Origin of the sequence: Otariodibacter oris, assembly GCF_009684715.1 — a bacterium.
GTDB lineage: Bacteria > Pseudomonadota > Gammaproteobacteria > Enterobacterales > Pasteurellaceae > Otariodibacter > Otariodibacter oris.
In genome coordinates, this window is sequence record NZ_CP016604.1 from 1,889,891 (window position 1) to 1,910,357 (window position 20,467).

Annotated in this window: 19 protein-coding genes; 11 read left to right on the plus strand and 8 right to left on the minus strand. The window is 37.0% G+C overall.

Features of this window, described 5'->3' with window-relative positions; genetic code table 11:
* Window positions 1–51: 51 nt before the first annotated feature.
* The 10 genes from A6A10_RS08830 to A6A10_RS08875 all read left to right on the plus strand — a co-directional run bounded on the left by A6A10_RS08830 (window position 52) and on the right by A6A10_RS08875 (window position 9,316).
* Window positions 52–840: a TatD family hydrolase gene (locus A6A10_RS08830; protein WP_121123940.1), complete on the plus strand. Its 789-nt coding sequence runs from the start codon at window positions 52–54 to the stop codon at window positions 838–840.
* Between the two features lie 8 nt (window positions 841–848).
* On the plus strand, window positions 849–1,376 hold the full coding sequence (locus tag A6A10_RS08835; protein ID WP_121123942.1) for a DUF1523 family protein: 528 nt from the start codon (window positions 849–851) through the stop codon (window positions 1,374–1,376).
* A 64-nt stretch (window positions 1,377–1,440) separates the two neighbouring features.
* Window positions 1,441–2,166, plus strand: coding sequence for a UDP-2,3-diacylglucosamine diphosphatase (gene lpxH, locus A6A10_RS08840; RefSeq protein ID WP_121123944.1), 726 nt, complete (start codon window positions 1,441–1,443; stop codon window positions 2,164–2,166).
* Between the two features lie 111 nt (window positions 2,167–2,277).
* Window positions 2,278–3,186 (plus strand): glycine--tRNA ligase subunit alpha, encoded by a 909-nt coding sequence (gene glyQ, locus A6A10_RS08845; RefSeq protein ID WP_121123946.1) that lies wholly within the window; start codon window positions 2,278–2,280, stop codon window positions 3,184–3,186.
* Window positions 3,187–3,218: 32 nt separating this feature from the next.
* Complete coding sequence (locus A6A10_RS08850; RefSeq protein ID WP_121123947.1) at window positions 3,219–3,728, plus strand: hypothetical protein; 510 nt, start codon at window positions 3,219–3,221, stop codon at window positions 3,726–3,728.
* A 16-nt stretch (window positions 3,729–3,744) separates the two neighbouring features.
* The gene (locus A6A10_RS08855) at window positions 3,745–4,011 is read left to right on the plus strand and encodes a hypothetical protein (RefSeq protein ID WP_121123949.1); all 267 of its coding nucleotides are present in this window, start codon (window positions 3,745–3,747) and stop codon (window positions 4,009–4,011) included.
* Window positions 4,012–4,071: 60 nt separating this feature from the next.
* On the plus strand, window positions 4,072–6,138 hold the full coding sequence (glyS, locus tag A6A10_RS08860; protein WP_121123951.1) for a glycine--tRNA ligase subunit beta: 2,067 nt from the start codon (window positions 4,072–4,074) through the stop codon (window positions 6,136–6,138).
* A gap of 70 nt (window positions 6,139–6,208) precedes the next feature.
* On the plus strand, window positions 6,209–6,499 hold the full coding sequence (locus tag A6A10_RS08865; protein ID WP_121123953.1) for a DUF5377 family protein: 291 nt from the start codon (window positions 6,209–6,211) through the stop codon (window positions 6,497–6,499).
* A 4-nt stretch (window positions 6,500–6,503) separates the two neighbouring features.
* Window positions 6,504–7,418: a tyrosine recombinase XerC gene (gene xerC, locus A6A10_RS08870; protein WP_121123955.1), complete on the plus strand. Its 915-nt coding sequence runs from the start codon at window positions 6,504–6,506 to the stop codon at window positions 7,416–7,418.
* A complete protein-coding gene (locus A6A10_RS08875) occupies window positions 7,418–9,316 on the plus strand; it encodes an LTA synthase family protein (protein ID WP_121123957.1) in 1,899 nt (632 codons plus the stop codon). Before xerC ends, A6A10_RS08875 begins: the two co-directional genes overlap by 1 nt.
* Before the next feature lie 92 nt (window positions 9,317–9,408).
* Here A6A10_RS08875 and corA read toward each other — a convergent pair whose 3' ends face one another.
* The 8 genes from corA to mutL form a co-directional block, all read right to left on the minus strand.
* Entirely contained in the window at window positions 9,409–10,377 is a 969-nt protein-coding gene (gene corA, locus A6A10_RS08880; RefSeq protein WP_121123959.1) for a magnesium/cobalt transporter CorA, read from the minus strand.
* Between the two features lie 271 nt (window positions 10,378–10,648).
* A complete protein-coding gene (hemB, locus tag A6A10_RS08885; protein ID WP_121123961.1) occupies window positions 10,649–11,671 on the minus strand; it encodes a porphobilinogen synthase in 1,023 nt (340 codons plus the stop codon).
* Between the two features lie 56 nt (window positions 11,672–11,727).
* Entirely contained in the window at window positions 11,728–12,483 is a 756-nt protein-coding gene (gene tatC / locus A6A10_RS08890; RefSeq protein WP_121123963.1) for a twin-arginine translocase subunit TatC, read from the minus strand.
* Window positions 12,473–13,075: a Sec-independent protein translocase protein TatB gene (tatB, locus tag A6A10_RS08895; RefSeq protein ID WP_121123965.1), complete on the minus strand. Its 603-nt coding sequence runs from the start codon at window positions 13,073–13,075 to the stop codon at window positions 12,473–12,475. The genes tatC and tatB overlap by 11 nt, the downstream gene beginning before the upstream one ends.
* A gap of 3 nt (window positions 13,076–13,078) precedes the next feature.
* Window positions 13,079–13,306, minus strand: a complete 228-nt coding sequence (gene tatA, locus A6A10_RS08900; protein ID WP_121123968.1) for a Sec-independent protein translocase subunit TatA — start codon at window positions 13,304–13,306, stop codon at window positions 13,079–13,081.
* A gap of 80 nt (window positions 13,307–13,386) precedes the next feature.
* Window positions 13,387–15,036, minus strand: coding sequence for a ubiquinone biosynthesis regulatory protein kinase UbiB (gene ubiB, locus A6A10_RS08905; RefSeq protein ID WP_121123970.1), 1,650 nt, complete (start codon window positions 15,034–15,036; stop codon window positions 13,387–13,389).
* 64 nt (window positions 15,037–15,100) lie between these two features.
* Complete coding sequence (gene cpdA / locus A6A10_RS08910) at window positions 15,101–15,928, minus strand: 3',5'-cyclic-AMP phosphodiesterase (RefSeq protein WP_121123972.1); 828 nt, start codon at window positions 15,926–15,928, stop codon at window positions 15,101–15,103.
* 127 nt (window positions 15,929–16,055) lie between these two features.
* Complete coding sequence (gene mutL / locus A6A10_RS08915; protein ID WP_121123974.1) at window positions 16,056–17,936, minus strand: DNA mismatch repair endonuclease MutL; 1,881 nt, start codon at window positions 17,934–17,936, stop codon at window positions 16,056–16,058.
* A gap of 255 nt (window positions 17,937–18,191) precedes the next feature.
* Between mutL and nrdA the strand changes: the two genes are divergently transcribed.
* Complete coding sequence (gene nrdA / locus A6A10_RS08920) at window positions 18,192–20,456, plus strand: class 1a ribonucleoside-diphosphate reductase subunit alpha (RefSeq protein WP_121123976.1); 2,265 nt, start codon at window positions 18,192–18,194, stop codon at window positions 20,454–20,456.
* Window positions 20,457–20,467: the final 11 nt, after the last annotated feature.

Below are 20,467 nucleotides of genomic sequence, written 5' to 3' on the forward strand. Positions count from 1 at the left end.
TTAAAATACGCTAAAGTATTGTATTAAAATTTAATAATAACAGGAAAAAATTTGAACGATTTATTTATTATTGATTCACATTGCCACTTAGATTCTTTGGATTATGAAACTCGTCATAAAAACGTCGATGAAGTGATCGAAAATGCCAAAGCAAGAGGTGTGCAACGTTTTATCTCTATCTGTACGACATTAGGTAGCTTCGAAAATATGAAAAAGCTTACCGCTCATCGTCCCGAAGTTTCGCTCTCGTGTGGAGTACATCCCCTCAATGTTGAGGATGAACCTTTTGATTATGCAAGATTGCTTGAATCAGCCAAAGATCCAAGAGTGGTTGCTATTGGCGAAACAGGGTTAGATTATCACTACACCCCTGAAACTAAAGAGCTACAACAGTCTATTTTTCAACAACAAATTCACATTGCGAATGAAGTAAATAAGCCGTTAGTAATCCACACACGCTCAGCTCGTGAAGATACGATGCAATTGTTAATTGAAAATAATGCGGAAAAATGTGGCGGAGTGTTGCATTGCTTTACAGAAGATTGGAATATGGCAAAACGCGCTTTAGATATCGGGTTTTATATTTCTATCTCTGGTATTATTACTTTTAAAAATGCAGAAGATTTACGTGAAGTCGTAAAGAAAGTACCCCTTGATCGTTTATTGGTAGAAACGGATTCGCCTTATTTAGCACCGATTCCCTATCGAGGTAAACCAAATCAACCAGCGTATGTCAGAGAAGTGTGCGAATACTTAGCCACCTTGAAAGGTGTTTCGGTAGAAGAAATGGCTCAGACGACAACACAAAATGTTCAACGTTTATTTAAACTCACTGTATAGGAGTGACTATGAAATCAATTCTTAAATATTTCCTGATTTTAGTTATGCTTTCGTTGCATATCGTTTTAATCGGAGCCGTTAATTACGCATTCCCAAGTTATGAACAAACGGTGATTACGGGTATGGAGGTTCGCCGTGTGGACAAAGATGGTCCAATCAGTAAATCAAACCCAGAAGATGGTCCAGTAAGAGATGTGTACTATCTCTTTACTGAAAATCCTGAAACCAAGAAAGTTATGACTTATCGTAATGAAGACACAGGCTGGGGCTTACCTTTCTACTTCAAATTTGATGCTGCTTTAACTCAAGCAAAAGCTCAAGCCTTTGCTAACGATAAAAAATTGGTCCAAATTAAATATTATGGTTGGTATATCAGTTGGTTAAATGAGTTCAGAAATGTTGTTTCGATCCAACCAGTAGAAGAAGGACAAAGCCAATCTATGCCTTGGATTAGCTATATTATCTATGCATTTTTTGCCTTCACATTCTTCCTATCTGTCCAATTTATCCGTGGTTGGTTTGATAGTAGCAAATAATCATTAAGCTTATTCCCTTCTTGTACGAGAAGGGAATTTTTTCTTATCCAATAGATACGACATAATGCAATATTTCATCGCCGATCTTCATCTAAATGAATCTCAACCTGAGATTACCGATCTCTTTTTGCAATTTATGCAAGAGAAAGCACCGCTTGCAGAGGCGATTTATATCCTAGGTGATCTCTTTGATTTCTGGATTGGCGATGATGAACAGTCCGAACTCATTACTCAAGTCAAACAAGCGACGTGCAAAGTGGTAGAGCAAGGTGTGCCTTGTTATTTTATTTGTGGTAATCGAGATTTTTTAATTGGTAAACGCTTTGCGAAGGAGTCGGGGATGACGCTACTACCCGATTATCATATTGTCGACCTCTATGGCAAACGAACGTTAATTTGTCACGGCGATACCTTGTGTATTGATGATGAAAAATACCAAAACTTTCGCAAAAAAGTCCACCAAAAATGGCTACAATGGCTGTTCCTAAAATTGCCCCTTTCCTTGCGTATCAACATAGCGCAAAAAATTCGAGCTAAAAGTAAACAAGATAAACAACATAAACCTATTGATATTATGGACGTAAATAAAGCGTTCACTGCCGAGATTGTCGAAAAATATCAAGCGGAATGGTTGATTCACGGACACACCCATCGACAAGCGGTGCATTCCAATCAACATTTTGCAAATTCTGATCGCACCTTTACCCGTATTGTCCTTGGCGATTGGGGCAAAACCGCCTCGATTTTAACCGTTACCCCCGACTCATTTTATTTTAACGAAGAACGTTAAGGATTACTGACTGATTCTTTTGCAGATTTTTGCAAAAAATGCCCGACATTCGACCGCTTACCCGCTATAATAAGCAGTATTTTTAACTGAATTTTATTAATAGGAATCACAATGTCAGCAAAATTTAATGTGAAAACCTTTCAAGGAATGATCCTTGCATTACAAGATTACTGGGCAACTCAAGGTTGTACCATCGTTCAACCATTTGATATGGAAGTGGGCGCAGGAACTTCTCACCCGATGACGTGTTTACGTGCGATTGGTCCAGAACCAATGGCATCGGCTTATGTTCAGCCTTCACGTCGCCCAACTGATGGTCGCTATGGTGAAAACCCAAACCGTTTACAACACTACTACCAATTCCAAGTGGTTATCAAACCTTCCCCAGATAATATCCAAGAACTCTATTTAGATAGCTTAAAAATGTTAGGTTTCGACCCAACTCAAAATGATATTCGTTTTGTGGAAGACAACTGGGAAAACCCAACATTAGGTGCGTGGGGATTAGGTTGGGAAGTCTGGTTGAACGGTATGGAAGTTACTCAATTTACCTATTTCCAACAAGTGGGGGGCTTAGAATGTAAACCCGTTACAGGCGAAATCACTTACGGTTTAGAACGTTTAGCAATGTACATTCAAGGTGTAGACTCTGTTTATGATCTTGTCTGGTCTGACGGTCCATTAGGCAAAACCACCTATGGCGACGTTTTCCACCAAAACGAAGTGGAACAATCCACTTACAACTTTGAATATGCAAATACTGATTTCTTATTCTACTGTTTTGACCAATACGAAAAAGAAGCCCAAGAATTGCTCGCTCTAGAAAAACCACTACCATTGCCTGCTTACGAACGCATTTTAAAAGCCGCTCATAGCTTTAACCTTTTAGATGCTCGCAAAGCGATTTCAGTGACCGAACGCCAACGTTATATTCTACGCATCCGTGCATTAACTAAAGGTGTAGCAGAAGCCTACTACGCAAGCCGTGAGGCGTTAGGATTTCCAGGGTGTAAGAAATAAAATTAATGTTAATCTAGCTAGCAGAGGCAAAAATGAAAAAATTACTTATTACTCTTTCAGTATTCCTATCCGCATGCTCTCTCAGTGACCAAGAGATTCGAGCTAATTATGCTGAACACTATAAACAAAGTGATGAGTATGTGGCTCAATTTGCAAAAAACATTGAAGGATTATCTGTTGAACAATTAGCTATTGATGGGGCAAAAAAAGATAAAGCTAAAATGAATGGGCAGAGTCGAATGCAAATAGATCAATATATGTATATTGAAAATGTAAGACCAAACAAAAATCAAGTAATTTATGAATACTCATTTAATCCATCATGGTGGAAAAGTTTGGGAGAGTCTAAACAAAAAGATATTCAGAATAATATGCAAAGAGATTTAATTTATAGAACTTGTTCTTTAAGAACTGTTGCCTTAGCCCAAGAAAAAGGGTTAGAAGAGGATCATAAATATTATTATGACTATCCAAATAAATCTCTTGCATTCGAGTTAAAAACAAATAAAGAAATTTGCTTATCTAACGGCTTTGTAAGATAAAATTTAGAGCAAACAAATGAAAACTAAAACCATATTATTTTTTGCTGACTTGTGTCCTGACTCCCCACCTTTTGTAACCCAATTAGAGCAACTTAAGGTGGAATATGAAGCGGTTAATATTTTTGAAAGTATGGCAAATTTTAAACGCTTTCTAAAATTACGAGATAATCATTCAGCTTTTGATCAAGCCAAAAAACAAGGTTACATCGGGATTCCTGCTTTAGTGATGGATGATGAAAAAGTTGTGTTAGATCTTGAAGAGTTGCAGAAAATATTTAGTTAAAGCGGTGAGATCTTAAAGAGAATTTACAATTTAAGTTAAAAAATTTTAAAGAGACAAACAATGACAACACAAAATTTCCTTGCCGAGATCGGCACAGAAGAATTACCACCGAAGGCACTGAAAAAATTAGCGACTGCCTTTGCTGATAATGTAGAACAAGAATTAACTCAAGCTGGTTTAGGCTTTGAGAAAGTAGAATGGTTTGCTGCACCTCGTCGTTTAGCAGTGAAGGTGTTGGGATTAGCCACAAGCCAACCAAGTAAAGAAGTTGAAAAACGTGGTCCTGCGGTTTCTGCTGCATTTGATGCGGAAGGTAAACCAACTAAAGCTGCGGAAGGTTGGGCAAGAGGTTGTGGTATCAGCGTGGATCAAGCTGATCGTATTGCGACCGATAAGGGCGAATGGTTAGTGCATCGTGCAGTGATTGAAGGACAACCAACTAAAAATTTAGTGGTAGATATCATCAGCCGAGCATTAGCAAAATTACCTATTCCTAAAACAATGCGTTGGGGTGATAAGACTGAACACTTTGTTCGCCCTGTGCATACTGTTACCTTATTACTTGGTGATGAATTAATCGAAGGTGAAATTTTAGGTGTGACTATCGGTAGAACCATTCGTGGTCACCGTTTCTTAGGCGAACGTGAATTTCAAATTGAACACGCTGATCAATATCCTCAATTATTAAGAGAAAAAGGATCAGTGGTTGCAGATTTCAACGAACGTCGTGAAGAAATTCTTGCAAAAGCACAAGCGAAAGCGACCGCTTTAGGTGGTGTTGCCGATATTCAAGATGATTTACTAGATGAAGTTACCTCGCTTGTTGAGTATCCAAACGTATTAGCTGCAACATTTGAAGAGCGTTTCTTAGCTGTACCTGCGGAAGCCCTCGTTTATACAATGAAAGGCGACCAAAAATATTTCCCAATCTATGATAAAGACGGCAAATTATTACCGCACTTTATTTTCGTTTCTAATATCAATCCTGAAGATCCAAGTAAGATTATTGAAGGAAATGAAAAGGTCGTTCGCCCACGTTTAACCGATGCAGAATTCTTCTTCAAAACCGATTTAAAACAACGTTTAGAAGATCAACTTCCACGCTTAGAAACTGTTTTATTCCAACAACAATTAGGCACATTGCGTGATAAAACAGATCGTATTGAGCAATTAAGCGGTGCGATTGCAAAACAAATTGGGGCAGATGAAACCAAAGCAAAACGTGCAGGCTTACTTTCTAAATGTGACTTAATGACCAATATGGTGTTTGAATTTACCGATACCCAAGGGGTTATGGGTATGCACTATGCCCGTCACGATGGCGAAGATGAAGAAGTGGCGGTAGCGTTAAATGAACAATATATGCCACGTTTTGCAGGCGATGACTTACCACATTCTCTCGTTGCCTGTGCAGTCGCATTAGTGGATAAAATTGATACCCTAGCAGGGATTTTTGGTATTGGACAGCATCCAAAAGGCGATAAAGACCCATTTGCTTTACGCCGTGCGGCATTAGGTGTGTTACGTATTATCGTTGAGAAAAAACTCTCACTTGATTTAGAAGAGTTAGTAAAAACTTCAGTGGAATTATTTGGCGATAAATTAACGAATAAAGATGTGGTTAGCGATGTGGTTGATTTTATGCTCGGACGTTTCCGTGCTTGGTATCAAGATGAAGGCATTGCTGTTGATGTGATTCAAGCGGTATTAGCTCGTCGCCCAACCAAACCAGCCGACTTTGATGCACGTGTACGTGCGGTAGCTCATTTCCGTACTTTAGATTCAGCGGTTGCATTAGCGGCTGCGAATAAACGTGTGAGCAATATTTTAGCTAAAGCGGATATTTCAATCGGCGAGATTGATCTGACCGCTTGCGTAGAGCCAACAGAAAAAGCGTTAGCTGAAACGGTAATTAAACTCCAAGCGGATGTGCAACCATTAGTGGCTGAAGGAAATTACACTGCCGTGTTAGATCAGCTTGCGAATTTACGTCAGCCTGTTGATAGCTTCTTCGATAGCGTTATGGTGAATGCGGAAGATCCAAAACTTCGCCAAAATCGACTTGCGATTTTAAACACCTTGCAAAACTTATTCTTGCAAGTTGCTGATATTTCGTTATTGCAATAAATGAGTTATAAAGACCGCTGAAAAGCGGTCTTTTTTCAACATGAAGATAATATACAGAGGAGAATACAACATGACTAAAAAAACTGAATTATTATTTACGAATCAATGGGATGTACGTATTAGTGATCCAGGCTTAGAAGGCTCAATGAGCAATTATTTTGAGACTGTCAGTTTAAAATTAGAAGCGCATATTGAAAATGATCAGGTTTCTTATGAGTTTATTCGTAAAGCAGAAAAAGAAGTGGAAACTCATCGTATTTTCAATAATGTTGATGATTTATTCAAATTCCTCGCAGAATATTTAGGTCCTGTTGCACTAGGCAATATTGGTGTAAAAATCGGAAAATTAGGATTAGCTTAATGGTATGAGTGAAGGTTCTCCTTTATATTTACAAACACAGCCTTACTGGGATTTTTTGCGTATTGAGCGACAAGTCAGCCCACATACATTGAGCAATTACCAACGGCAACTGAAAGCTATCTGTGAGATGTTAGATAAACAGCAAATTACAGATTGGCGAACTGTGGATGCATCTGTGATACGTTGGATATTATCCCAAAGCCACAAAGAAGGATTAGGTGCAAAAAGTGTCGGTTTGCGTTTAGTTGCCTTGCGTCAATTTCTTGCTTTTTTAGTTGGTAAAGAAGTACTACCAACAAACCCTGCTGTTGGTATTAAAGCACCGAAAATAAATAAACATCTTCCAAAAAATATTGATGCCGAACAGATCACACAATTGCTAAATGTTGAGAGTAACCAACCGCTTGATCTTCGTGATTTAGCCATGATGGAGTTGATGTATAGCTCAGGTTTACGTCTAGCTGAATTACAAGGGCTAGATCTTGGCGATATGGATTTAAACGTCGGGGAAGTTCGGGTACTGGGTAAACGTAGCAAAGAACGGATTGTACCAATCGGCTCAAAAGCAATTGAAGCAATCAATAAATGGTTAGCTGTTCGTGGGGAATTTCAACCGAAAGATAATGCTGTATTCTTAAATCAACGAGGAGGGCGAATTTCCACTCGTTCAATCCAATTAATTATGCAAAAATGGGGAAAAAGACAGGGCTTGACGGTTCATTTACATCCTCATAAACTTCGCCATTCTTTCGCTACACATATGCTTGAAGCTAGTTCAGATCTTCGATCTGTACAAGAATTACTCGGACATAGCAATTTGTCAACAACCCAGATCTATACTCACTTAGATTTTCAACATCTTGCTAAAGTTTATGACTCAGCTCATCCAAGAGCGAGAAGAAAAAAAGAGAAACCATAATGAAATTTAATTTAGAACGTATAAACTTTATTTCAATACCTCTTAGAATTATTCTTTTTGGATTAATTGCATTCACATTATCTCGATTGGGATTCTATTTTGTTCATTCAGACTATTTTTCGCCCCTAAATAGCTCGGAGGTCGTAAGTGGGCTATTAACAGGGATACAATTTGATAGTGCAACAGTGATGCTTTTCTGTTCACCCATGTTGGCATTACTGAGTTTACCCTTCAAAGTTATTCATGAAACTAAACTCAAAATCTTACTAGTTTGGTTATCTGCTTTAGTTATCTTTGTTATGCTTGGTTACAATATGGCAGATTTAACCTACTTTGGTGAAGTACAGCGCCATATTGGTGCAGAAATTGCAAATCTTTCGTCAGATCAAGCTGCATTAATTGAAATAGCTCTATCATCTCGTCTTACCTATACATTAAGCGGTTTGGTCTTTTTAATTATTTTATTTATTGGATGGTACTATTTTGTTGTAAAACCATCTTCTCCAATAAATCCTCTTATTTCTAGTAAATTAATTAAGGGATTAAGTTGGTTAGGACTTGCCGTAGTTTATCTTATTTTATTTAGGGGGATTATTCTTTCTGGAAGACCAATTAATTTAAGTGATGCATTTAATGGTAGTAAACTTCAACAAGCAAATCTATCATTAAATCCCGTATACACTTCTTACAGAGAAATTCGAAATAAGTTGGAAGAAAAACCCCTGAATTACCTTTCTCAAGAGGAAGTGCAAAACTTTATTAAAAACTCACCGCTTATCTTCCAATGGCAACACTCAGAAAACACACTAACTAAGAAAAATGTGGTGCTAATTTTACTAGAAAGCTGGAGTTATAAATATATTGATGCCTTAAGTCATAACCAGTATGGCGTCACACCATTTATGGATAGTCTCGTTGCTCGCTCTCAAGTTTGGGATAATTATTATGCAGCAGGACAACGTAGTATTATTGGGATTCAAGCAATCCTATCCTCTGTTCCATCACTTCAAAGCCAACCCACACTTGGATTTGGTTTAGAAATGAAAGATATGAGCCGTATCGCACAAATAGCAAGTGATTACGATTACCGCACCGTCATGATGCAATCATCGGCTCGTCGTTCATTCCATATGGATAGTATCGCCAATGCACTGGGTTTTCAGGAATATTACGGTAAAGAAGATGTGCCAATTATTAAAGAATACCCTCAAGAACAACCTCGTTTTGGTTGGGATTATGATGCCTTACAAGCCTTTAACCAAAAATTGAGTGAAACGGAAAATAATAAACCATTTTTTGCCTTCATGTTTACAGGTACAACCCATGAACCTTTTCCAAAAATTGGGAAAGAATTTGAGCTTTATCCACATGATGATAAAAGTGAAAATGGTTTCTTAAACACGTTAAAATACAGTGATTGGGCATTAGAGCAATTTATGCAGTCAGCATCCCTTCAACCATGGTACAACAATACGGTCTTTATCTTTAGTGCCGATCATGTGTTAAACGCAAAAACTGACGATACGTTAGATCAACGATTCCATATTCCTTTAGTGATTTTTACGCCTGATGGATCATTACCACCTGCTAGAAATACTAAACTGGCATCACAATATGATTTATTCCCAACAATTATGGATATTCTAGGTTTTAATCAATCTATTTTTACCTTTGGTAAATCATTATTCTCAAATGAAGAGAGTGAATCAGTGATGTTAAATCAAGGTGATATGGTAGGAATGGTCACGCCAAATAATTGGGTGGGATTTACTCAACAAAATATTGAAGAAGTCCACCATGAATTATCCGAAGAAGACCAACAACAACTCAATAAATTGAAATTAAAAATACAATATGCCGATCAACTATTGAGACAAAACCGTTGGACAAAACCTTAGAAAATGAAATAAGAATATCATTGTAAAAAATTAAGCCTTATCAATTAAATGATAAGGCTTATTTATAATTGATTAAAAAATTGAAATCCCCGTTACAGCCACCCTTTACGCTTAAAATAAATGTAAGGTGTAGCCGCCGCACAAATCATCAAGCCAATAGCCATTGGGTATCCGTAATGTAATTTTAATTCAGGCATAAACTCAAAATTCATTCCATAAGTAGAGGCAACTAATGTTGCTGGTAAGAACATTACTGAGACTACCGAGAAGAATTTCATAATTCTATTCTGTTCAATATTGATAAAACCCATCGCTGCTTGCATTAAGAAATTCACTTTTTGGAAAAGTGATTCATTGTGAGGTTGTAGAGATTCAATATCTCGTAGAATATCTCTTGCCTGTTCTAACTGATTGTTGGGTAAACGCGTTTTGCGCAATAGAAAACTTAACGCTCGTTGTGTATCCATCAAACATAATCTTACTTTAGAACTTGCATCTTCCAATTCAGTTAAATCAGATAATGCATCATCAAAGGTATCATTGTTATGTTGTTCTTTATTTTCTTGAGCACTTAACACAACTCGACTTAACTTTTCTAAATCTGCGTAAATATTTTCAATAACATCTGCCAACTGCTCGATCTTGGTTTCCAGTAAATCAAGTAATAATTCGTAAGCATTACCATCCATCATTTTTTCACGACGAGAACGCATTCGATATAAACGGAATGCAGGTAAATCTCGCTCACGAATCGTAAATAATCGCCCATCACGAATAGTAAAACCGACAGTCGCAATATCGGCATAATCTTCATCATCTAAGCAATAAAAGAATGAGTGCAAATGAAGTCCATCTTCATCTTCAAAAAAACGAGCAGATGCTTCTAAGTCTTCTAGCTCATGCTCTTCCGCAAGAGTTTGTTTTAAAAGGTGTTCAACAACTTTACGCTCATCATCGGATGGGTCGATAAGATCGATCCACATTGCGTCATTTAATTGGTCTGAAACGGTTTCATCTACACTGATTAAGCGCTCGTTATTTAACGAAAAAGCTCGGATCATTTCATACTCCTAAACATGGTATGAGGCGATGAACAAAAATGAACAAAAATTAAGATACTGACTGGCAAAAACCGACACTCGTCGGCAATTAAAAGAAATTTGGACGAGAGGGGATTAAAAAACGGGTAAGTATCGACTGTGACTGTCCAAAATGCTGGTATCCTCAAAGTGAAAAAACGGGCGAATAGTACCTATTTAGAAGTAAATCGTCAAGAAATTTGCATAAATAAGAGGGATCATAATCCCTCATTTCAATTTGTTTACCTATGAGTTACTTAATTTTACCTTCTTCATATAACCACTCTGCAACTTGTTTAGCAAAGTAGGTTAAAATCCCATCTGCTCCTGCACGTTTAAAGCAAAGTAACGATTCCAAGATGCTCTCTTTTTCCTTTAACCAACCATTTTGAATAGCCGCCATGTGCATCGCATATTCCCCTGAAACTTGATAGGCGAAAGTAGGCACTCCAAAAGTCGTTTTGACTCGATAAACAAGATCTAAATACGGCATACCGGGTTTTACCATTACCATATCAGCCCCCTCCTCAATATCCAAAGCAACTTCATGTAGTCCTTCATTACTATTAGCTGGATCTAATTGGTAAGTTTTTTTATCCCCACCTTTTAAATTACTTGCCGAACCTACCGCATCTCTGAATGGTCCATAATAATTTGAGGCATATTTAGCAGAATATGCCATTATTTGCGTATGAATAAATCCTTTTTCCTCAAGAGCTTGACGAATTGCACCGATACGTCCATCCATCATATCGCTTGGAGCCACAATATCAGCACCAGCTTGGGCATGAGATAATGCTTGCTTAATCAATACTTCTGTAGTGATATCATTAATCACATACCCATTATCATCAATAATTCCATCTTGACCGTGCGTAGTAAATGGGTCTAATGCTACATCAGTAATAACACCTAATTCAGGATAAGCTTTTTTTAATGCTTTTACTGCACGCTGTGCTAACCCGCCTGGATTATAAGCCTCTTCCGCCATTAATGATTTTTTATCAGCTTCAACCACGGGAAAAAGAGCGATGGCTGGTACACCATACTTCACCAATAATCCTGCTTCAATTAATAATTGATCGATGGTTAAACGTTCTATGTTCGGCATTGATGGAACGTTAACACGTTGATTTTCACCTTCAATAACAAATACAGGGTAAATCAAATCATCCACTGTAATTTTATTTTCAGCAACAAGGCGACGACTAAAATCATGCTTACGTAAACGGCGCATTCGCTTAGAGGGAAAAGGAGATGAGATATGTTGAATCATGATACGATCCTATTATGAATTAAAAAAATTGACCCGCTTAGTGCGGGTCTGTTCAATTATTTAATACTTGGCGAATCTTCTTGCTCTTCATTATCGGAAGAAACATAGAACCGAGAAACTAATATACCCACTTCAAAGAGCAACCACATTGGGATTGCTAATAACGTTTGAGAGAATATATCAGGAGGCGTCAATAACATCCCAACGACAAATACCGCCACGACAATATATGGACGTTTTGCTTTCAAATCCTCTGGCGTTGTAATACCAGTCCAACATAATAAGATAATTGCAACAGGCACTTCAAAACACACACCAAAAGCGAGAAAGATCGTCAATACAAAATCTAAATAGCTACTAATATCTGTTGCAATAGTCACGCCTTGCGGAGCTGTACTCGTTAAGAAACCAAAGACTAAAGGGAAAACAACATAATAAGCAAACCCTACACCAAGATAAAACAAGAAAGTACTGGAAAACATTAATGGATACACTAAACGTTTTTCTTGTTTATACAACGCTGGCGCAACAAACGCCCAAATTTGATACAGAATATAAGGAACTGAAAGGAAAACAGCAACAATTGCAGTCAGTTTTATTGGCGTAAAGAAAGGCGTTGCCACATTGGTTGCAATCATTGTAGCGCCAGCTGGTAAACGTTCTGTTAGCGGGGTTGCTAATAACGTATAGATATCATTAGCCCAATAAACTAAGACAGCAAAGACAACCAGTACACAAATAATAGCTCTGAGTAAACGATCACGTAATTCAATTAAATGAGAAATAAGCGGTTGAGACTCTTCAACTGACATCTGATTTATCCTGTTTTGTTTGAGTATCTACTACAGCAAGATCATCATCTAGTGGATAATACATGGATAACATATCTTCATCCGCTTCTGCAAGCTCTGCGGTTTCTCCAGAAGGAGAAACATTACTTTCCTGAGCTGACTCAAGCGGTGAGTTTAATTGCTTATTTTGCAAATTACTCAATGATGATTGTTCATCAACTTGCTTCTGCCCTAATTCCTTATGTTCCGTAGGCTTAGGCGGAATTTCATTAATCTGCTCTTGCGTTTCTTTCGCTAAAGATTGAGCTTGTTTTTTAGCTGAATCAATACCTTCTTTCATCTTTTCTGCTGATTGTTTTAATTCTTCAACAGTTTCAGTCAGTTCAGGTGAAAGTTGAGTAAGATTAAGTGCTTCGGCTTTTTTTATGCTTTCTTGTAGCTCTTGTAATTTCAATTCCTGAGCTAATTCATTTTGCACATTACTTGCTAATCCTCGAATGGTAGCAACCCATCCCATTACTGTTCTAATCGCAATCGGTAACCGTTTAGGCCCTAATACGACTAATCCAATAATCAGAATTAGCAATAATTCAGAAAAACCAATATCAAACACGGATTATGCCTGCTCTTTCTCTTTCGCCTTTTGCTCTGTAGATTCAGCCTGCTTTTTCTCTACCTTTTCAAATTCTGCATCTTTAGACTTATCATCATCACTCATTGCTTTTTTGAAACCTTTAACTGATTCGCCTAAGTCTGAACCCAAATTACGCAATTTCTTTGTACCAAAAAGAAGAAGGATAATCACTGCAACAATCAGAAGTTGCCAAACACTAATACCGCCCATAAATAAGACCTCTTTTTAAAGTTAATAAAATAAAACCCATCGATTATACGAGTTTTTAACAATTAAAACACGAAAATTTATTAATCATCAATTGCTTTTTGACCACTTTCTCGAACAAACAATGCAAAAAAACCGACCAATAATATTACGCTCAACCAAATAGGTAATGTATCAAACCGCCACAATATTCCGCAAATCACGCATCCAATAACAATTAAGCGAGTTGCACTTCGTCCGCTGTTATTTTGTTTTTTGATACTTTTATTAATTTCTGCTAATCTCACATTAATCTGTTTTTGTTGCTTTAAAGCTTGGAATAATGACTCTGGAAACTCAGCAAAATGCTCTCTAAATTGCGGTAAATGTTGGTTAATTTGACGCAACATTGATTTAACACCTACTTGCTCATCTAACCAATCTTGTAAAAAAGGTTTAGCCGTTTTCCACAAATCCAATTCAGGATAAATTTGTCTACCTAATCCCTCAATATAAAGCAAAGTTTTTTGCAACAACACTAACTGAGGTTGCACTTCCATATTGAATTGGCGAGCGACATTAAATAAATTATAAAGCACATGACCAAAAGAGATCTCAGACAACGGCTTGGCAAAAATAGGTTCACAAACTTCTCTAAATGCCTGTTCAAAACCATCAATATCCGTATCTTCTGGCGTCCATCCCGACTCAACGTGCATAATCGCCACTCGACGATAATCACGATTAAAGAAAGCAACGAAATTTTCTGCTAAGTAACGTTTATCATGATAATTAAGTTGCCCAACAATGCCACAATCAATCCCAATATATTGTGGATTTTCTGGGTGATCATAATTTACAAAAATATTGCCTGGATGCATATCGGCATGAAAAAAACTGTCACGGAATACTTGGGTGAAGAAAACTTGTACACCACGTTCCGCCAATACTTTCATATCAGTCCCATTGGCTTTAAGTTCTTCAATATTAGAGACTGGAATCCCGTAAATACGTTCCATCACAATCACATTTTTACGGCATAAATTTTGATACATTTCAGGGATATATAACATTTCACTGTTTTCAAAATTATTACGTAAACGAATCGCATTTGCCATTTCTTTACGTAAATCCAATTCATCCAGTAATGTTTTTTCATATTCTCGAACCACTTCAACGGGACGTAATCTTTTTCCATCTGGAGATAAACGAGGGATCCAATGCGCAAGACGATACATTAATTCAAGATCAGATTTGATGACGTTTTCAATCTCAGGACGAATAACCTTTAATACCACGTCTTTACCTGCAAGCGGTTGGTTCTGGTTAAATTTTGCCGTATGTACCTGTGCAATAGATGCTGAGGCAAGTGCCGTTTCATCAAAATCATCGAACCAAGTTTCAAGCTTATCACCTAATGCCTCTTCAATAATTTGACGGGCTAATTTACCATCAAAAGCCTCAACCGAATCTTGTAATAAGGCTAATTCATCGGATAGTTCTGGGGAAAAAAGATCACGACGGGTGGAGAGCATTTGTCCTAGTTTTATCCAAACAGGACCTAACTCTTGCAAAGCTAAACGTAAACGTAAACCGAGTGGTTTATTCGGAAACTCATTTTTAATCCAAAAGAAAGCCTTTCGACCTAAACGTGCGTTTCGAGTTAATGGAATATCGGGAATAACTTCATCTATTCCATAACGAAGGAAAGTGTGAATAATACGATATAGTCGGCGAAAATTTTTAATATTCATTCCACTCCTAAAATTAGTGTATGCATGACTCAATATAACGGATTATTTCATTATATATCAGCTATCAATAGCCTGTCGCACTAAAATTAGGTAAAAAACAAGCATCCTCTAATCTTTTCACCACAGTTTTGATTACTCCATTAGGCATCAAGTTTAATTCACGCCAACCAGGAGATTTTATGTCTAAAGTAAACTTATCGCAGTTAGGCTTAAATTGAATACAAGTTGAAGGGGTAGCTAAAACACGATAATCCATCCATTTTTTATCCACTTCTTGATGGATATGCCCATGTAAAATAGCCTTCACATTTGGAAAATCAGATAAAACATCTGCGAGTTGCTCTGGATTGGACAAACTATGCTGATCAAGCCAAGCAGAATTTGTTGGCAAAATATTGTGATGTAATACAACTAAGGTATAACGCTCAGCATTGTTTTTTAATGTTTCCGCTAACCAAGCTAATTGAGATTTACTCAACTTACCACCGGGTTTACCAAAAACATGGCTATCCAATAAAACAACTTGCCAATTATTCGATAAAAGAATATGTCTATGCGGTTGAATCTGAGCATAAATCCCCAATGCATTACTCATTTGAGGTTGTAAATCATGGTTACCTTCAATCCAGAATAATGGCTTCTTTAATTGTTTAACCATTTGACCAAATCGATGATAAGCTTCTCTATTGTGATCTTGAACTAAATCGCCAGTTGCCAAAATTATTTCATAATCAAATGCTTCTTTTTGAATAGCATCCAATACCGCTTGGAAACTTTTTACGGTAGGTACCCCAAGCAATTGTCCATCAGGTGTTGCAAACAAATGAGGGTCTGTAATTTGTAATATACGTACAATTGGTGAAGCACTTGGCAATTCGTAAGCACCTTTCATATCAAGTGTTACTCTATGTAAAAATGTAAAAGTAGAGCAATACTCTACTGATTTCTATCAACTTGTCAGTAGGCAATCTTTAAAAATGCGAAATGTACCGCATTTTTAAAGATAATTTTGCTAAACTTTAATCTAATTGATTTATATACTGAGATAAATCAATTTTCATTCTCGATTTGTCCAATTCAATTTTCCCTTCAGCATGTTGTTCAATATAAGATAAAATTCCAACGACCTCCGTTAAGCTCCAAGCGGTCGGTAACACCAATTGTTTTGCAAAAAACTCCACTAAACTCACCGCTTGTTGATCTAATGCACTCAATATCAAGTGTTGCAAATTTTGTTCACGTAAACACACCGGTACTTGTTGGATGGTCAAACGTAGTTTACCTTGCCACAGTTTTTCTTGAATCTCGAAACCTATTTGCACAAAGGATTCTTTGAGTTCATCCCATTGTGATTTTTGTTCCATATCTAAAGTTAAATTCAATGGAATCAATAGACCGCGTTTTTCAGCTTGTCTTAACTGTAATTGAATGTGTAAACGAGCCAATTTTTCTAAACTGATTAAATAAAAATCATCAGTCTGTTTCATTAATAATGCACGATTTTCTACTATAGCTAAGGCTTGCAGATATTGTGGAGAAATGGGAATATCATTAAATTTAGGTGAAGTTACGACTCTATCCTGACTCAATTCTGCTTTACTCTCAGCGAGATCTACTGGCTTCGATAATAATTCTCCATACAGCTTTTGCTCTTTAGCATTAATACTAGGACGGTTAGACCCTGAATACCGATCCTTTGTATAATTCGATTTAGCATAATCAGAAAATCTAACAGAATGATTATCTACATTAGTGCCATCATAAGATGGTGCAAAAATATTTTTGCCTGATGCTGCATAATTTGTATCACGTACATAATTGGGAGTAGATTCAGCCACCCTACCACTCAAAGATTCAGGTAGATTATTTTCAAGAGCATTTAATACACCTTGATAAATAAAGTCATGAACTAACCGCCCTTGATGAAAACGCACTTCATGTTTAGCGGGATGCACATTCACATCCACTTGGCTCGGTTCAATATCCAAAAATAACACAAAGGCAGGGTAATGATCTTTTGTGAGGTATTCACCATAAGCCTGACGAATCGCATGATTAATGGTTTTATCTCGCATCATTCGACCATTCACATAGCTGTAATTTAGATCATTTTGAGTGCGGAGTAATGTGGGCGAGCCGACCCAGCCGTAAAGGTGTAAATCATCGTGTTGCCAATCCAAATGAACAGAATGTTGAATAAACTCATCACCACAAATTGCCGCAACTCGCTTTTGTTGTTGCTCAATATTCTGGTTATCTACCGCCTTATAATGACGTACTTTTTTATCATTGTGAGTTAGCGTAAAAGTCACATTAGGCTTAGCTAAAGCAATTCGTCGCACAATTTCATCAATATGCATAAATTCTGTTTTATCTGTACGCAAAAATTTACGACGAGCGGGTGTATTAAAAAATAGATTAGCGACTTCAATTGTCGTGCCTACTGGATGAGAAGCTGGGTTAATTTCAACTTCCATATCTCTACCTTGAGCATAGGCTTGCCATGCTTCCGATTGATATTCAGGTCTGGACGTTAAAGTTAAACGAGAAACCGAACTAATACTGGCTAAAGCTTCGCCTCTAAAACCTAAACTGAGAATGGATTCGAGATCCTCTAAGCTAGCAATTTTACTCGTTGCATGGCGAGCAAGTGCCAAGGAGAGATCTTGTTTGCCAATACCACACCCATTATCTCTTATCCGAATGAGCTGAGAACCACCTTTTTCAATATCAATTTGAATCTGCGTTGCTCCCGCATCTAGGCTATTTTCTACCAGCTCTTTCACAACAGAAGATGGACGCTCAACGACCTCACCGGCTGCTATTTGGTTAGTCAGTTGGGGTGGAAGAATATGAATAAGCGATTTTACTTTTGCTGATATTGCGTTAGAAGTCGTCATTGCTGTATCTACTCTATCAAAAAATTGCTAAAATATTAGCACAAATCAACAATAGCATTTGAACAAAAAATTTATAAATCAAAGTAAAAATTTTCTTTTTATCAAACAAAGTATTAGATAAAGTCAAAATATATAATTCATATCTTAATATTGGAAAATTACAATATATTGTTTAATATAATACGATGAGGCACTATATCTTGTATATTTTGTTTTTGAGAACATTAAAATTCATCAACGAGGAGCAATGGTTAAATGGACAAAGAATTGATGGTGACTAAACGCGATGGACGTTTAGAGCCTTTGGATTTAGACAAAATCCATCGAGTTATTACTTGGGCGGCTGAAGGGCTACAAAATGTATCTGTTTCGCAAGTTGAGCTTAGATCACACATTCAATTCTACGAGGGTATTCGAACCTCTGATATCCATGAAACCATTATTAAAGCAGCCGCTGATTTAATTTCATCAGATACACCAGATTACCAGTATCTTGCTGCTCGTTTGGCTATGTTCCACTTACGCAAAAAGGCGTATTCACGCTTTGAACCGCCTCATTTATATGAGCAAGTAAAAAAAATGGTTCGTATGGGTAAATACGATGCTGCATTACTTACCGATTATTCGCGAGAAGAACTGGATGAAATTGAGACCTTCATTGATCACCAACGTGATATGAATTTTTCTTATGCTGCAGTTAAGCAGTTAGAAGGGAAATATCTAGTTCAAAATCGTGTGACTGGCGAAGTATACGAAAGCCCACAGTTCCTTTACATTTTAGTTGCTGCTTGTTTATTCTCAAAATATCCAGCTGAAACACGTTTAAGTTACATTCGTCGTTTTTATGATGCAGTTTCTACCTTCAAAATTTCATTACCTACACCAATTATGTCTGGGGTAAGAACACCAACTCGTCAATTTAGTTCTTGTGTACTTATTGAATGTGGTGATAGCTTAGATTCAATCAATACAACTTCTTCAGCAATTGTAAAATATGTTTCACAACGTGCAGGAATTGGTATCAATGCAGGTGCAATTCGTGCATTGGGTAGCCCTATTCGCAATGGTGAAGCTTTTCATACAGGTTGTATTCCGTTCTATAAATTATTCCAATCTGCTGTTAAATCTTGTTCACAAGGTGGGGTTCGTGGGGGTGCAGCCACTATCTTCTATCCAATGTGGCATTTAGAAGTAGAAAACTTACTAGTATTAAGAAACAATCGTGGTGTTGAAGAAAACCGTGTACGTCATATGGATTATGGTGTTCAGATCAATAAAACGCTATACCAACGTTTAATTAAAGGCTTAGACATTTCGTTATTTAGCCCTTCTGATGTACCTGGATTATATGAAGCATTTTTTGCTGATCAAGACAAATTTGAAGCCCTTTATACTCAATATGAAAATGATCCAAATATTCGTCAACGTAAAGTTAAAGCGACTGAATTATTTTCATTATTAATGCAAGAACGTGCTTCAACTGGACGTATTTATGTGCAGAATGTCGATCACTGTAATACACATTCACCATTTGATCCTACAGTAGCACCTGTACGCCAATCGAACTTATGTTTAGAAATTGCACTTCCAACAAGTCCTCTAAATGATTTAAATGATGAACAAGGGGAAATTGCCCTTTGTACACTCTCGGCATTTAATTTAGGTACATTAGAAAATTTAGATGAGCTGGAAAATTTAGCCGATTTAGTGGTTCGTGCGCTCGATGCATTACTTAACTATCAAGACTACCCGATTAAAGCTGCTCATAATGGTGTACTAAAACGTAGAGCATTAGGTATTGGCGTGATTAACTATGCTTACTATTTAGCTAAAAATGGCGTGCGTTACTCTGATGGTAGTGCAAATAATTTAACTCATGCAACTTTCGAGGCCATCCAATATTATTTATTAAAAGCCTCAAACCAATTAGCAAAAGAATTTGGACCTTGTGAAGCTTTTGATGAAACCACGTATTCAAAAGGGATTTTACCGATTGATACGTACAAAAAAGAGTTAGATAACCTTGTTAAAGAACCACTTCATTATGATTGGGAAACACTACGCCAAGAGATTAAACAATATGGTTTAAGAAACTCTACGCTTACAGCATTAATGCCATCAGAAACCTCTTCACAAATTTCTAATGCGACCAATGGTATTGAACCACCAAGAGGATTCGTCAGTGTGAAAGCATCAAAAGATGGTATCCTCAGACAAGTTGTTCCTGAATATGAGAAACTTGCTGACCAATATGAATTGTTATGGGATATTCCAAACAATGAAGGATACTTACAATTAGTTGGTATTATGCAAAAATTTGTGGATCAATCTATTTCTGCAAATACTAACTACGATCCTCAACGTTTCCCTGATGGTAAAGTACCAATGAAACGCCTATTATCAGAGTTATTATTAGCCTATAAATATGGTGTAAAAACACTTTATTATCATAATACTCGAGATGGTGCTGACGATACTCAAGAAGACTTAAGCTGTGAGAGCGGTGCTTGTAAGATATAATGAACATCTAA

Bases quoted from the DNA above. Each gene is read 5' to 3' on its own strand.
- A6A10_RS08835 (WP_121123942.1), top strand. From the start codon at position 849: ATGAAATCAATTCTTAAATATTTCCTGATTTTAGTTATGCTTTCGTTG.
- lpxH (WP_121123944.1), top strand. From the start codon at position 1,441: ATGCAATATTTCATCGCCGATCTTCATCTAAATGAATCTCAACCTGAG.
- glyQ (WP_121123946.1), top strand. From the start codon at position 2,278: ATGTCAGCAAAATTTAATGTGAAAACCTTTCAAGGAATGATCCTTGCA.
- A6A10_RS08850 (WP_121123947.1), top strand. From the start codon at position 3,219: ATGAAAAAATTACTTATTACTCTTTCAGTATTCCTATCCGCATGCTCT.
- A6A10_RS08855 (WP_121123949.1), top strand. From the start codon at position 3,745: ATGAAAACTAAAACCATATTATTTTTTGCTGACTTGTGTCCTGACTCC.
- glyS (WP_121123951.1), top strand. From the start codon at position 4,072: ATGACAACACAAAATTTCCTTGCCGAGATCGGCACAGAAGAATTACCA.
- A6A10_RS08865 (WP_121123953.1), top strand. From the start codon at position 6,209: ATGACTAAAAAAACTGAATTATTATTTACGAATCAATGGGATGTACGT.
- xerC (WP_121123955.1), top strand. From the start codon at position 6,504: ATGAGTGAAGGTTCTCCTTTATATTTACAAACACAGCCTTACTGGGAT.
- A6A10_RS08875 (WP_121123957.1), top strand. From the start codon at position 7,418: ATGAAATTTAATTTAGAACGTATAAACTTTATTTCAATACCTCTTAGA.
- corA (WP_121123959.1), bottom strand. From the start codon at position 10,377: ATGATCCGAGCTTTTTCGTTAAATAACGAGCGCTTAATCAGTGTAGAT.
- hemB (WP_121123961.1), bottom strand. From the start codon at position 11,671: ATGATTCAACATATCTCATCTCCTTTTCCCTCTAAGCGAATGCGCCGT.
- tatC (WP_121123963.1), bottom strand. From the start codon at position 12,483: ATGTCAGTTGAAGAGTCTCAACCGCTTATTTCTCATTTAATTGAATTA.
- tatA (WP_121123968.1), bottom strand. From the start codon at position 13,306: ATGGGCGGTATTAGTGTTTGGCAACTTCTGATTGTTGCAGTGATTATC.
- ubiB (WP_121123970.1), bottom strand. From the start codon at position 15,036: ATGAATATTAAAAATTTTCGCCGACTATATCGTATTATTCACACTTTC.
- cpdA (WP_121123972.1), bottom strand. From the start codon at position 15,928: ATGAAAGGTGCTTACGAATTGCCAAGTGCTTCACCAATTGTACGTATA.
- mutL (WP_121123974.1), bottom strand. From the start codon at position 17,936: ATGACGACTTCTAACGCAATATCAGCAAAAGTAAAATCGCTTATTCAT.
- nrdA (WP_121123976.1), top strand. From the start codon at position 18,192: ATGGACAAAGAATTGATGGTGACTAAACGCGATGGACGTTTAGAGCCT.